At 73.1% G+C, this 13,173-nt stretch carries 12 protein-coding genes; 3 read left to right on the top strand and 9 right to left on the bottom strand.

Features of this window, described 5'->3' with window-relative positions:
- Window positions 1–36: 36 nt before the first annotated feature.
- Both J1M44_RS08915 and glnA read right to left on the bottom strand, forming a co-directional pair.
- Window positions 37–1,041: an LLM class flavin-dependent oxidoreductase gene (locus J1M44_RS08915; protein WP_144823935.1), complete on the bottom strand. Its 1,005-nt coding sequence runs from the start codon at window positions 1,039–1,041 to the stop codon at window positions 37–39.
- A gap of 155 nt (window positions 1,042–1,196) precedes the next feature.
- On the bottom strand, window positions 1,197–2,621 hold the full coding sequence (glnA, locus tag J1M44_RS08910; RefSeq protein ID WP_002854839.1) for a type I glutamate--ammonia ligase: 1,425 nt from the start codon (window positions 2,619–2,621) through the stop codon (window positions 1,197–1,199).
- A 151-nt stretch (window positions 2,622–2,772) separates the two neighbouring features.
- Between glnA and J1M44_RS08905 the strand changes: the two genes are divergently transcribed.
- Window positions 2,773–3,273, top strand: coding sequence for an RDD family protein (locus J1M44_RS08905; protein ID WP_049161036.1), 501 nt, complete (start codon window positions 2,773–2,775; stop codon window positions 3,271–3,273).
- 71 nt (window positions 3,274–3,344) lie between these two features.
- On the opposite strand, the gene J1M44_RS08900 is transcribed toward J1M44_RS08905, so the two are convergent.
- Genes J1M44_RS08900 through lipB form a run of 3 tightly spaced genes read right to left on the bottom strand, consistent with a single transcriptional unit; the run spans window position 3,345 to window position 5,889 of the window.
- The gene (locus tag J1M44_RS08900; RefSeq protein WP_049161034.1) at window positions 3,345–4,157 is read right to left on the bottom strand and encodes a DUF4191 domain-containing protein; all 813 of its coding nucleotides are present in this window, start codon (window positions 4,155–4,157) and stop codon (window positions 3,345–3,347) included.
- 26 nt (window positions 4,158–4,183) lie between these two features.
- Window positions 4,184–5,191, bottom strand: a complete 1,008-nt coding sequence (gene lipA / locus J1M44_RS08895) for a lipoyl synthase (RefSeq protein ID WP_002857341.1) — start codon at window positions 5,189–5,191, stop codon at window positions 4,184–4,186.
- Entirely contained in the window at window positions 5,188–5,889 is a 702-nt protein-coding gene (gene lipB, locus J1M44_RS08890) for a lipoyl(octanoyl) transferase LipB (protein ID WP_036335047.1), read from the bottom strand. Before lipB ends, lipA begins: the two co-directional genes overlap by 4 nt.
- A gap of 108 nt (window positions 5,890–5,997) precedes the next feature.
- Here lipB and J1M44_RS11780 point away from each other — a divergent pair, with 108 nt between their 5' ends.
- Window positions 5,998–6,657: a protein kinase domain-containing protein gene (locus J1M44_RS11780; protein ID WP_241252946.1), complete on the top strand. Its 660-nt coding sequence runs from the start codon at window positions 5,998–6,000 to the stop codon at window positions 6,655–6,657.
- Window positions 6,641–7,675, top strand: coding sequence for a hypothetical protein (locus tag J1M44_RS11775; RefSeq protein ID WP_241252945.1), 1,035 nt, complete (start codon window positions 6,641–6,643; stop codon window positions 7,673–7,675). The genes J1M44_RS11780 and J1M44_RS11775 overlap by 17 nt, the downstream gene beginning before the upstream one ends.
- Before the next feature lie 116 nt (window positions 7,676–7,791).
- Here the strand turns inward: J1M44_RS11775 and J1M44_RS08880 are convergent, their stop codons facing one another.
- The 4 genes from J1M44_RS08880 to J1M44_RS08865 all read right to left on the bottom strand — a co-directional run bounded on the left by J1M44_RS08880 (window position 7,792) and on the right by J1M44_RS08865 (window position 13,146).
- Window positions 7,792–8,136, bottom strand: coding sequence for a hypothetical protein (locus J1M44_RS08880; RefSeq protein WP_010078527.1), 345 nt, complete (start codon window positions 8,134–8,136; stop codon window positions 7,792–7,794).
- Between the two features lie 18 nt (window positions 8,137–8,154).
- Window positions 8,155–10,020: a 2-oxoglutarate dehydrogenase, E2 component, dihydrolipoamide succinyltransferase gene (gene sucB, locus J1M44_RS08875; RefSeq protein WP_144823936.1), complete on the bottom strand. Its 1,866-nt coding sequence runs from the start codon at window positions 10,018–10,020 to the stop codon at window positions 8,155–8,157.
- 98 nt (window positions 10,021–10,118) lie between these two features.
- Window positions 10,119–11,498 carry a dihydrolipoyl dehydrogenase gene (gene lpdA / locus J1M44_RS08870; protein ID WP_036336938.1) on the bottom strand — a complete coding sequence of 460 codons (1,380 nt, stop codon included), beginning with the start codon at window positions 11,496–11,498 and terminating at the stop codon, window positions 10,119–10,121.
- A 115-nt stretch (window positions 11,499–11,613) separates the two neighbouring features.
- Complete coding sequence (locus J1M44_RS08865; RefSeq protein ID WP_144823937.1) at window positions 11,614–13,146, bottom strand: leucyl aminopeptidase; 1,533 nt, start codon at window positions 13,144–13,146, stop codon at window positions 11,614–11,616.
- Window positions 13,147–13,173 lie beyond the last annotated feature (27 nt).

The following is a 13,173-nucleotide window of genomic DNA, read 5'->3' as shown; positions in this document are numbered from 1 at the left end:
GCGGGCCGGCCGTGCTCCGGTGCCGCGAGCTCCGGCTCAGGCGCGCACGACGTGCTCCCCGAGCAGCTCGAGGGTGCGACGTCGCACGGCGGGGTCCTGCGCGGCCGTGGTCACGATCAGCTCGTCCGCCTGGACCCGCGCCGCGAAGTCGTGCAGCCAGGCCGCCGTCGTCGGGCCGGTGCCCACGGCCGTGCACTCGAGCATCCCGAGCACCTGCTGGCCGGCGGGGGAGTGCAGCAGCATCTCGACCTCGTCGTCGGTGAGGGTGCGGCCCCGGCCGAGCATCATCCGGATGCGCGCCCGCTGCGCGGCCTGCCACTCCCGTTCGGCCTCCTCCCGCGTGTCCGCGGCGATCACGTTGGCCGCCGCGATGAAGTGCGGCTCCGCGAGGGCCTCGGACGGCTCGAAGTGCTCCCGGTACAGGCGCGCCGCATGCTCGAGCATCTGGGGTGCGAAGTGGCTCGCGAACGCGTAGCCGAGGCCGAGCTGCGCGGCCAGCTGGGCGCCGAACGCCGAGGAGCCGAGGATGTACAGCGGCACGTCGGTGCCCTTGCCGGGGTAGGCGTCGATGCCGGGGATCCGGCTCTGGCCGGTGAGGTAGCCCTGCAGCTCGAGCACGTCCTGCGGGAAGCGCTCGGCGGCCGACGGCTCCCGGCGCAGCGCCTGCAGCGTCCGCTGGTCGGTGCCGGGGGCGCGGCCCAGGCCCAGGTCGATGCGGCCGGGGTGCAGCTCGGCCAGGGTGCCGAACTGCTCGGCGATCACCAGCGGCGAGTGGTTGGGCAGCATGACGCCGCCGGAGCCGAGGCGGATCGAGTCGGTGTGTGCGGCCACGTGCGCGATGAGCACGGCCGTGGCCGAGGAGGCGATGGAGGGCATGTTGTGGTGCTCCGCGTACCAGACGCGCCGGAAGCCGGCGGCCTCGGCGACGCGTGCCTGCTCCACGGATTCGGCGAAGGCCTCACCCATCGGGGCGCCGTCGCGGACGAGGGCGAGGTCCAGCAGGGACAACGGCAGGGGGGTGGGGGCGGTGTGCTCGGTCATGGTGCTCCTGGTCTGCGGGGCCGCCCGGCCGGCCGGGCGGAGGTCTCCACAGATCCAGCGCCGACCGGCCCCGGACTATTCCGCGGCCGGGCACGACGACGGCCGCCCGCCTCCGACGTGGGAGACGGGCGGCCGTCGTGGGGTCCGCGGCGGGGTCAGACCGAGTAGTAGAGCTCGAACTCGTAGGGGTTCGGGCGCAGGGCCAGCGGGGCGATCTCCACCTCGCGCTTGTACGCGATCCAGGTCTCGATCAGCTCCTCGGTGAACACGTCGCCGGCCAGGAGAAACTCGTGGTCCTCCTCGAGGGCGTTCAGGGCCTCGTCCAGGGTGGCGGGTGCCTTCTGGATGTCGGCGGCCTCCTCGGCCGGCAGCTCGTAGAGGTCCTTGTCGATCGGCTCGGCCGGCTCGATGCGGTTGCGGATGCCGTCCAGGCCGGCCATCAGCTGCGCGGCGAACGCGAGGTACGGGTTGCCCGAGGCGTCCGGGGCGCGGAACTCGATGCGCTTGGCCTTCGGGTTGGAGCCGGTGATCGGGATGCGGATGCCCGCCGAGCGGTTGCCCTGCGAGTAGACCATGTTCACGGGGGCCTCGAAGCCCGGCACCAGGCGGCGGTAGGAGTTCACCGTGGGGTTGGTGAAGGCCAGGACCGCGGAGGCGTGCTTCAGCAGGCCGCCGATGTACCAGCGGGCGGTGTCCGAGAGGTTCGCGTAGCCCTTCTCGTCGAAGAACAGCGGCTCGCCGCCGTTCCACAGGGACTGGTGGCAGTGCATGCCGGAGCCGTTGTCGCCGAAGACGGGCTTCGGCATGAAGGTGGCCGTCTTGCCGAACTGCTCGGCGACGTTCTTGACGACGTACTTGAACTTCTGCAGGTCGTCCGCCGAGTGGGTCAGCGTGTTGAAGCGGTAGTTGATCTCCGCCTGGCCCGCGGCGGCCACCTCGTGGTGGGAGCGCTCGACCTCGAGGCCGACCTCGGCCAGGACCGCGCAGATCTCGTCGCGCAGGTCGGCCTGCTTGTCCGTGGGGGTGACGGGGAAGTAGCCGCCCTTGAGGCCGGTCTTGTGGCTCAGGTTGCCGCCCTCGTCCTCGCGGGAGGCGTTCCACCAGGCCTCGTCCGAGTCCACGGCGTAGAACGAGCCGCGGGGGGAGGACTCGTAGCGGACGTCCTCGAAGATGAAGAACTCGGCCTCGGGGGCGAAGAACGCCGTGTCCGCGATGCCGGAGGAGCTCAGGTAGGCCTCCGCGCGCTGGGCCACGCCGCGCGGGTCGCGCAGGTAGGGCTCGCCGGTGCGGGGGTTCACGATGGAGAAGTTCATCGTGAGGGTCTTGCGGACCCGGAAGGGGTCCACGAAGGCCGTCGCGACGTCCGGGATGAGCTGCATGTCGGACTCGGCGATGCCGGCGAAGCCCCGGATGGAGGAGCCGTCGAACAGCTGACCCGTGGTGAAGAAGTCCTCGTCGACCGTGGACGCGGGCACGTTGAAGTGGTGCTGCATGCCGGGGAGGTCGGTGAAGCGGATGTCGACGAACTCGACCCCCTCTTCCTTGATGTACGCGAGGACGTCCGCGGGGGAGGTGAACATGGTGCGCTCCTGTGGTCGTGACGATGGTGGCATGTCCGGCACGGCGGCGCTGGCGTGGCGGGTGTCACCACCCTACTTGCCCGGCGGCCCCCGTGGGCGTCGGTGACGCCCCACGGCGAGCCTCGAGGTTCCGCGCCGGTAGGCTGGGCCGGTGGCACGCAGAGCACCCGACCCCGCACACGAGCCCGAACCGACCCGCCGTGACGAGCCGCTGATCACCCGGCGCGACCTCGCCGGCTGGGTGGACGGTCCGGGCGGCGGCCTGGCCGGCGGGCGCTGGCCGGGGGACCTCCTGGGCCTGCCGGAGCACGGCCCCACCTCGATGGCCACCGCGGCCCGCCGCGCCGTCGCCCTCGTGATCGACTGGTTCCTGGCCCTGGGCGTGTCCTGGCTGCTCTTCGACTCCGACGCGATCGCCACCCTCCTCGTGTTCGCGGCGATGCATGTCCTCGGGCTCACCCTGCTGGCCACCACGGTGGGCAAGGCCGTGTGCCGCATCCAGGTCGTCCGTGTCGGCGGCCGCCCGGCGGGCCTGCCCCGGATCCTGCTGCGCACGGCGCTGCTGTGCCTCGTGCTGCCGGCCGTCGTCGTCGGGCCGGACGGGCGCGGCATGCACGACAAGCTCGCAGACACCGTCGAGATCCGCATGTGACCGTCCCGCCCGCACACGACAGGGGCGCCCCGCCGTGCGTCGGCGGGGCGCCCCTGTCGTCTGCGGCCGGTTCAGCGGCCGCGCATCGCGCGGCGGCTCGGGCGCACCTTGTTCGGGTCGACGCCCTTGGGGATGGGCAGCCGGTTGGTGTTGAGCGCGGTCAGACGCTTGTCCACGGCCTGGACCTCTTGCGCCGTGAGGGCCTTCTTCATCCCCTTGAGCGTGCCGGGCAGCTCGTGCAGCGGGACCTGGCCCTGACCGTTGCCGGACTCCACCACGGTGACGGGCACGCCGGGCAGGAAGCGGCGCATGGCCTTCTCCTCCTTGCCCACCAGCGCGGCGACGCGGGGGGAGGGGCCCTCCGTCACCAGCACCACGCCCGGCCGGCCCACGGCGCGGTAGACGAGGTCCTGGGTCTTCGGATTCACGGCGGCCGGCTGCTCGGGCACGATCCAGCCGCGGCCCAGCGTGGAGAGCGCGGCGCCGGCGGCGCCGGGGCGGCCCTCGAGCTGGGCGAACCCGGCGCGGCGCGCCTTCCGGTTCAGGATGACGACGGCGGCGAGCACACCGAACGGGATCGCGATGAGCAGCCACGTGATCCAGTTGTCCAGCAGGAGGCCGATGACGAGGCCTACGACGAGGGCGCCCAGGAAGGCCAGCAGCATCCACAGGCCGACCTTGGGGTCGTGCGCCTTGGTCATGGCGTAGGCCTGCTTGAGCTGGGAGATCACGCCCGGGCCCTTCGCGGCGCGCTTGTCCCGGCGCTGGGCCTTCGTCTGCTCCTTCTCGTGGCGGCGACGCTCGCGCTGCATGGCCTTGACCTCCTTGAGCGTGGCGGAGGTGGAGCCGGAGGAGGACGCGGGGGGCTGGCTGTTCTTCGTCATGAGGGGGTCCAGTCTAGTCGGGCGGCTCAGGACATCTGGGCGACGACGGCGGAGGCCTCCTGGCGGGCGGTCTTCTCCCCGGCCAGGTGCGCCAGGTTCTCCGGCAGGGTCCGGCCGAGGCGCTGCATGGCCTGCGCGTAGAGCTTGCCCGCGCGGTACGACGAGCGCACCAGCGGGCCCGCCATGACGCCCTGGAAGCCGATCTCCTCGGCGCGCTGGGACCACTGGACGAACTCCTGCGGCTTCACCCAGCGGTCGATGGGGTGGTGCAGCTTCGAGGGCCGCACGTACTGCGTGATGGTGATGATGTCGCAGCCGGCCTCGTGCAGGTCCACCAGGGCCTGGTCGATCTCGTGGTCCTCCTCGCCCATGCCCAGGATGAGGTTGGACTTGGTGACGAGCCCGTCGGCCTTGGCCATCGTGAGCACCTTGAGGGACTTCTCGTACGTGAAGGCCGGGCGGATGCGCTTGAAGATGCGCGGCACCGTCTCCAGGTTGTGCGCGAACACCTCGGGCCGCGCGTCGAACACCTGCTGGACGAGCTCCGGCACCGCGCCGAAGTCCGGCGGCAGGATCTCGACGCCGGTCCCCGGGTTGAGCGCGTGGATGCGGCGGATGGTCTCCGCGTAGAGCCACGCCGCGCCGTCCTTCTGGTCGTCACGGGCCACGCCCGTGACGGTGGCGTACCGCAGGTCCATCTCACGGATGTTCTCGGCGACCTTCTGCGGCTCCTCCATGTCCAGGGGACGCGGCTTGCCGGAGGTGATGTCGCAGAAGTCACACCGGCGGGTGCAGATGTCGCCGCCGATGAGGAACGTGGCCTCGCGGTCCTCCCAGCACTCGAAGATGTTGGGGCAGCCGGCCTCCTCGCACACGGTGTGCAGGCCGGCGGACTTGACCTTGTTCTTCAGGCCGATGTACTCGGGGCCCATGTGGACCTTGGCCTTGATCCACTCGGGCTTGCGCTCGACGGGCACCTCGGCGTTGCGCGCCTCCACGCGCAGCAGGCGGCGGCCTTCGGGGGCGAGGCTCATGCGGGGATTCCTTCCGTGGGGGTGACGGCGATGTACGCCGGCCCGAGCTCGTCCAGATGACGGGTGAGCACCGGGACGACGTCGGCCGGCGTGATGGTCCGGCCCGTCTCGACCGACAGGGTGGTGGTGGCGGCGTCCGTGATGCCGCACGCGATGATCCCCTCGTAGGGGGCCAGGGAGTTGGAGCAGTTCAGCGCGAAGCCGTGCATCGAGACGCCGTCGTGGATGGACAGGCCGATGGCGCCGACCTTGCGGTCCGGGCGGGCCGCGCCGTCGTCGTCCCGGTCCGCGAGGACCCAGATGCCCGCCCGCCCGTCCACGCGGACGGCCGTGACGCCGAACTCGGCGGCGGTGCGGATCAGCAGCTCCTCGAGGAACCAGACGTAGTCCTTGACGTGGGCACGGTCGCGCAGCCGGACCACGGGGTAGCCGACCAGCTGGCCCGGCCCGTGCCATGTGATCTTGCCGCCGCGGTCCACGTCCACGACGGGGGCGCCGTCCGTGGGGCGCTCGGCGTCCTCGGTGCGGCGACCGGCCGTGTAGACGGCTTCGTGCTCCAGGAGGAGGAATTCGCCGTCGGAGCGGCCGGCGACGACGTCCGCGTGCAGGGCGCGCTGGGCGTCCCAGGCGGCGTGGTAGTCCACCAGGTCGGGCGCCAGGCCGAGCACGCGCAGGGGCGGCAGGGGTGTCTCGGGCATGACGTCCACTGTAGTCCTCGGGCCCGGACCTGTGGACAACCGCCGTGACGCTCGGGGACATGCGGCACCCTGGGCTGGAACGGACGGCGCGGCGGAGAGGGGAGACCGATGCGGGACTGGGACGAGGCGGACGGCGGCGCGGCCGGACGCGTCGGCGGCGGGCCGGAGACCGAACCGGAGAGGTCGTCGGAGCCGGGCACGGCTGCGCCGCGCGCCCCGGGCTGGGAACCCGTCCGGCTGCTCGGCGCGGGCGCCCAGGCGGAGGTCTGGCTCGTCGAGGACGGTCGGGGCGTCCGGGCCGCCCTGAAGGTGCCCCGTGCCGGCGCGGCGCCGGATGCGCTGGCGGCGGAGGCGCAGGCCGGACGGGTCGCGCATCCCCATCTGCTGCGCGTGCTCGGCGTGGTGGAGACGGACCGGGGCCTCGGGGTCCTCACCGAGCACCGCGCGGCCGGCACGCTGCAGGACATGGTGCAGCGGGTCGGACCCCTGAGCCCGGGGCAGGCCGTCACCGTGCTCGTCCCGATCGCCCAGGCTCTCGCGTGCCTGCACCGCGAGGGGGTGGTGCACGGCGACGTGTCCCCGGCGAACGTCCTGTTCGGCGTCGACGGCAGCCCGGCCCTCGCCGACCTCGGCGTCGCCCGGGTGGTCGGCGGGGCGTCGGGGGCCGGGGCGACGCCGGGCTTCGCGGCCCCCGAGGCGCTCGCCGCGGTGGAGGGGGCCGGGGCGGAACGAACCGGGGGCGTCTCCGGCGGTGGGGGCGCCGAGTGACGTCCATGCGTGGGCCGCCCTGGGCTGGTACGCGCTCACCGGTCGGGCGCCGGGCGCCGCCGGGCATCGGGCGCCGCTGCCCGTCCTGGTCCCCGAAGCGTCCCCCGAGCTCGCGCTGCTGCTCGATGCGGCGCTCTCCCCGGACCCGGCGGCGCGGCCGAGCGCGGAAGAGGCCGCCGCAGCCGTATACGCGACGGCCCGGCCCGAGCCGGTCCCGCTGGGAGAGGCCGCCCCCGCCGAGGTGGCGCACCTGCTGCCCACGGTGCTGCCGGGCTCCGGGCCCACGCGGCGACGCCGGGGACGACGCGCGGCTCCGGGACGGCGCGCGCTCGCGCGCCGACGGGGGGCGGCGCCACGCCGGGGCGTCCTCGTGGCCGCCGGGCTGGCCACCGCGCTGGCCCTGGGCGGCGGCACCGTGGGGCTGTGGTGGCCGGCGTCCCTGGGCGACGCGACGGAGGGGGCGCCGGAGCCGGCGGGCGCGGTGCCGGCCGGCACCTCGGTGAACGCGGCGCGCCCGGAGGACGGGACGCCGGAGAGCGGGACGCCGGCGAGGGTGCCGGACGCGGGTGCCCCCGGGGAGGACGCCGCCGGGGAGGACGCCGTCGACGTGGGCGAGGCGCTGGCCGCGGTCGGCCACGCCCGGACGGCCGCGCTCATCGACCCGGAGCCTGCGCGACTGGACGCCTACGCCGTGCCCGGGGGACCGGCGTGGGAGAACGACCGGGATCTGCTGCGCCGGCTGACGGACGAGGGGTTCGCCTTCTCCGGCCTCGAGGTGACGGTGGAGCAGGCCGGACCCGCCCGGCGGGCCGGGGACGACGCGCTGCGTGTCGACGCCGTGCTCCGGACGTCGGCCCACACCGTGCTGGACCGCGCGGGACGCGTGGCGGCGCATCGGGAGGCGACGGCCGAGGAGGTCGTGCTGGTCCTGCGCAGCGGCCACGGAGAGGGCCCCGAGGGGCGGGACGGCGGCGCGGCGGGTCGGACGTGGCGGGTCGAGACCGTCGATCCGCGCTGACCCCGGGCCCGGATCCAGCGCCGGAGGCCGGCGGTCCAGACGGGGGGACGCCGCGGGCCCCGGGGAGAAGCTCCCCGGGGCCCGCGGCGTGGTGCGGCGTCAGCCGCCTGGGCTGCTCACTGCCAGAGGACGGCGACCAGGATGTTCACCAGGCCCAGACCGCCCACCGCGTGGGCCAGGCCCGTGGGCACGACCTCCCCGCGGTTGGACTTGCGGCGGCCGATCAGGGCGGCCACGAAGACGATGACGCCGATCAGGAACTTGACGCCCAGCTTCATGTGGTTCGGCTCCCCGCTCATGGCGAGGCCGAAAAGCACCACGCCGGAGACGATCATGCCCACGGAGCCCCACCACTGCGAGGTGGTGACGGTCGGGTTGCGGAAGTGCGCGAACCAACCGCCCACGATCGCTGCGGCGGACACGATGTGCACGGCCACCAGGATGCTGTGCAGGATATCCACAGTCCTTCTCCCTTTCCGTCAGAGACCCAGCTCGTTGGCGAACTCGCCGCCCTCGAGACGCTGACGCAGCGTCGTCAGGAAGCGGCCCGCGTCGGCCCCGTCCACCAGGCGGTGGTCGTAGGTCAGGGACAGGTACATCATGTGGCGGATGGCGATCGAGTCGTTGCCGTCCGCGTCGGTCACCACCATGGGGCGCTTCACGATCGCACCGGTGCCCAGGATCGCGACCTGCGGCTGGTTGATGATCGGCGTGTCGAACAGCGCGCCCACGGAGCCGATGTTCGTGATCGAGAACGTGCCGCCCGAGAGCTCGTCCGGCGAGATCTTGTTCGTGCGGGTGCGCTCGGCCACGTCGGCGATCTTCTGGGCGAGGCCCGTCAGGTTCAGGGAGCCGGCGTCCTTGATGACGGGCACCAGCAGCCCCTTCTCCGTGTCCACGGCGATCGCGATGTCCTCAGACGCGTGGTACGTGATCTCCTTGTTGTCCTCGGAGAACGACGCGTTCAGCTTGGGGTGCTGCTTGAGGGCCTCGGCGACCGCCTTGGTGATGAACGGCAGGTACGTCAGGTTCACGCCGGCCTGCTGCTGGAAGGAGGCCTTGGCCTTCTTGCGCAGCTGCACGATGCGGGTGACGTCCACCTCGTGCACCTGGGTCAGCTGGGTGGACAGGTCGAGGGACTCGCGCATGCGCTGGGCGATGACCTGGCGGATGCGCGGCGCCTTCTCCACCTCGCCGCGGACCGAGGGGTCCACGGAGGAGCTCGCGGCCGGGGCGGACGCAGCGGCCGGGGCCGACGACGGGGCGGCAGCCTCGGAGGCCTGCTCGGCCGGAGCCTCGGACCCGCCCGCGGCGGCCTGCGAGGCCAGCGCGGCGGCGAGCACGTCCTGCTTGCGGATGCGGCCGCCGACGCCCGTGCCGCGGACCGTGGACAGGTCCACGTTGTTCTGGTGGGCCAGGCGGCGCACCAGCGGGGTCACGTAGCCCTGGCCGGGCTCGGTGGCGGAGGGCGCCTCGGCGGACTCGGCCTGCGCGGAGTCGCGCTCAGCGGACTCGCGCCGGGAGGCCTCCTCGGACGGGGACGCCTCGGGCGTCTTCTCCGACTTCTCGGCGCCGGCGGCTTCGGCGGCCTCCTCGGTCTCCTCGGGGGCCTCGGCCTCGGTCGCCTTGTCCTCGATCTCCTCGGCGGACGCCTCGTCCTGACCGGAGGAGCCCTCCGACGGGGCGGAGCCGCCGCCGGCGGAGCCGGAGCCGACGAGCGCGAGGACGGCGCCCACCTCGACGGTGTCGTCCTCCTCCGCACGGATCTCCAGGAGGGTGCCCGCCACGGGGGAGGGGATCTCGGTGTCGACCTTGTCGGTGGAGACCTCGAGCAGCGGCTCGTCGACCTCGACCTCGTCGCCGACGGACTTCAGCCAGCGGGTCACGGTGCCCTCGGTCACGGACTCGCCCAGCGCGGGCAGGGTGACCTCGGAGGCCTCGCCGCCGGCCGACGGGGTCTCGTCCGAGCCCTGGTCGGTGGAGGCGCGCTCCTCCGGAGCCGGCTCGCCGGCGGGCTCCTGCTGGGCGTCGTCCTGCTGCGCCTCCTCGACGGCGGGCTCCTCGGCCGCGGCGTCGTCCTCCGACGCGTCGGCGGATCCGCCGCCGGAGCCGTCGCCGATCGTGGCCAGCGGGGCGCCGACCTCGACCGTGTCGTCCTCCTCGACCAGGATCTCCTCGAGCACGCCGGCCACGGGGGACGGGATCTCGGTGTCGACCTTGTCGGTGGAGACCTCCACCAGGGGCTCGTCGACGGCGACCTCGTCGCCGACGGCCTTGAGCCAGCGGGTCACGGTGCCCTCGGTGACGGATTCGCCCAGGGCGGGCAGGTTCACGGTTTCAGACATGGTTCCGATGCTCCTCATGAGGGGTGGGCGCCGGGGGCGCCCACCCGGGGTTGCGAGGTGGGCCCGACGCACGGACCCGGGATGGTCAGTGCGGTGGGTCAGCTGTGCAGCGGGTGGCCGAACAGGGCCATGGCAGCCTCGCCCAGGGCCTCGTTCTGCGTGGGGTGCGCGTGCACGAACTGGGCGACGTCCTCGGGGTAGGCCTCCCAGTTCACGATGAGCTGCGCCTCGCCGATCTGCTCGCCGATGCGCTTGCCGATGCCGTGCACGCCCACGATCGGGCCGTTCTTCTGGCGGATCATCTTGATGATGCCGCCGGTGCCGAGGATCGAGGACTTGCCGTTGCCGGCCAGGTTGTACTCGGCGACCTCGACGTTGTCCTTGCCGAACTTCTCCTCCGCCTTGGGCTGGGTGTAGCCCACGGACATGATCTCCGGCTCGGTGAAGGTGACCTTCGGGATGTTGATGTCCTCGACGACCATCGGCTTGTTGCCGGCGATCTCCTCGGCCACGAAGATGCCCTGCTGGAAGCCGCGGTGCGCCAGCTGCAGACCGGGGACGATGTCGCCCACGGCGTAGATGTTGCCGACGCCGGTGTGCAGGCGCTCGTCGGTGAGGACGAACCCGCGGTCCATCTTGACGCCCTGCTCCTCGTAGCCGAGGCCCTCGGTGTTCGGGCCGCGGCCGACGGCGACGAGGCACACCTCGGCCTCGAACTCCTTGCCGTCCGCGAGGGTCACCTTGACGCCCGAGTCGGTCTCCTCGACCTTGTCGAAGAACGTGCCCAGGTTGGTCTTGATGCCCTTCTTCTTGAACTCGCGCTCGAGGACCTTGATGATCGCCGGGTCCTCGTTGGGGACCAGGGTCTTCAGGCCCTCGATGATGGTGACGTCGACGCCGAAGGAGTTCCACAGGGACGCGAACTCGGAGCCGATGACACCGCCGCCGAGCACGATGGCCGACTTCGGGGTGTAGTCCAGCTCGAGGGCCTCCGTGGAGGTCATGATCTTCTTGGAGATGGGCAGGCCCATGGTCTTGGCCACGGAGCCGGAGGCCAGCACGATGTTCTCCGCCGTGTAACGGGTGCCGTCGACCTCGACCTCGTTCTTCGAGACGAGCTTGCCCTCGCCCTCGATGACCTGGACCTTGCGCATCTTCAGCAGGCCGGCCAGGCCCTTGTGCTTGCCGGCGACGATGCCGTCCTTGTAGTCGCGCACCTTCGCCATGTCCACGGACTCGAGGGTCGCGTTGACGCCGAACTTGGCGGCGTTGCGGGTCTCGTCGGCCACCTCGGCGGCGTGCAGGTAGGCCTTCGTGGGGATGCAGCCCCAGTGCAGGCAGGTGCCGCCGACCTTGGACTTCTCCACGAGGGCGACGGACTTGCCGTACTGCACAGAACGCAGGGCTGCGGCGTACCCGGCGGAGCCACCGCCGAGGACGAGGACGTCGAATTCCTGAGCGGTTGCCTTGTCGGCCACGGTGTTGCTCCTTGGTGCTGGGGTCGGTGGATCGTGGTGGTGGTGCGTCACCGCCACCCCCGGCCGTCGGCGGCGGGCCGCGCGGCCGGGGATGCGGTGGACATCGGGACCAACCTTACCGGGCACGCCCCTCGATGAGACCCACCAGGGTCCGCACCATCACGCCGGTGGCGTCCTGCGGGGTGTAGCCGTACGCGGCCGACTCGTTGAAGGAGGGACCGGCGATGTCGAGGTGGGCCCAGGGGGTCCGCGCGGCGGCGTCGCCCTCCGGCCGTCCGGCGTCGACGAATTCGCGCAGGAAGGTGGCGGCGGTCATCATGCCGCCGAAGCGGTCGCCCATGTTGGAGATGTCCGCGACGCGCGAATTGAGCGAGGCGCGCAGCTGCTCCGGCAGGGGCATGCCCCACGCGAGCTCCCCGGCGGCGTCGGCCGCGGCGACGACCTCGTCGCGCAGCGCGTCGTCACCCATGACGCCCGTGTGGCGCACGCCGAGGGCGACCAGCTGGGCGCCGGTGAGGGTGGCCACGTCGAGCACCGCGTCGGGGCGCTCGTCGGTGGCCGCCACGAGGGCGTCGGCCATGACGACGCGGCCCTCGGCGTCCGTGTTCATGACCTCCACGGTCTTGCCGCCGTACATCGTGATGACGTCGGACGGGCGGATGGCGGTGCCCGAGGGCATGTTCTCGGCCAGCGCCAGCCAGCCGGTCACCTTCACGGGGACGTCCAGGGCCGCGGCGGCGCGCACGACGGCGAAGACGGTGGCGGCGCCGGCCATGTCCGACTTCATCGTCATCATCGAGGCGGCGGGCTTCAGCGAGATGCCGCCCGTGTCGAAGGTGATGCCCTTGCCCACCAGCGCGATGTGCGCGGCGGCGTCGGCCGGCGCGTGCTCGATGCGCACGAGCCGCGGTGGGCGGGAGGAGCCCTGGCCGATCGCGAGGATGCCGCCGAAGCCCTCGGCGCGCAGGCGGTCCTCGTCCCACACGTCCACGCTCACGGGCGAGTCCGCGAGGTCCTCGGCGACGGCGTCCGCGAACGTGGCCGGGTAGAGGTGCGAGGGGGCGGTGTTCACCAGGTCGCGCACGGCGCAGACCGCGTCGCCCACGACGGCGGCTCGGCGCAGCACGGGGTCGGCGTCCGCGGCGGCGAGCGGGGTGACGACCTCGAGCTCGCGGACGGGCCGGGACGTGTCCGCCTCGGCGCGGGCGCGCTCGGACTTCTGGGCGGTGAAGGCGTACGCACCCAGGGCGGCGCCCTCGGCGACGGCGGCCAGCCGGGCCGCGGTGTCGGCCGGCAGGGCCAGAGCCACGGCGTCGGTGCCGGCCAGGGAGCGCACGGCAGCCCCGGCGGCGCGGCGCAGGGACTCGTCCGCGGCCTCGCCGTCGTCGTCCAGAGCGCCGACGCCGGCCAGGACCAGCAGCGGCACCGGCACGCCGCCCAGGCCCGGGAGGCGGTGGACCTCGTCCTCGGCGCCCCGCACGCCCAGCAGCTCGAACGAGGCCTCGAGGGCGGTGGCCGCCTCGGCCGGCAGCGCGTCCGTCAGGAGCACGGGGCCGTCCGGGCCGGTGCCCACCCCCACCACGAGGGCGGAGGCGGTCAGGTCCTCCAGGGCGCGGGCGGTCAGGGTCGGGCGGTCCAGGGTGATCACGGACGGGCCTCTCTTCCGGGGGTGGGG

Source organism: Micrococcus sp. KRD128 (genome assembly GCF_017168395.1).
Taxonomy (GTDB): domain Bacteria; phylum Actinomycetota; class Actinomycetes; order Actinomycetales; family Micrococcaceae; genus Micrococcus; species Micrococcus luteus.
The sequence above is the reverse complement of the archived record's forward strand: the minus strand, read 5'-3'. Positions and strand labels throughout refer to the sequence as shown.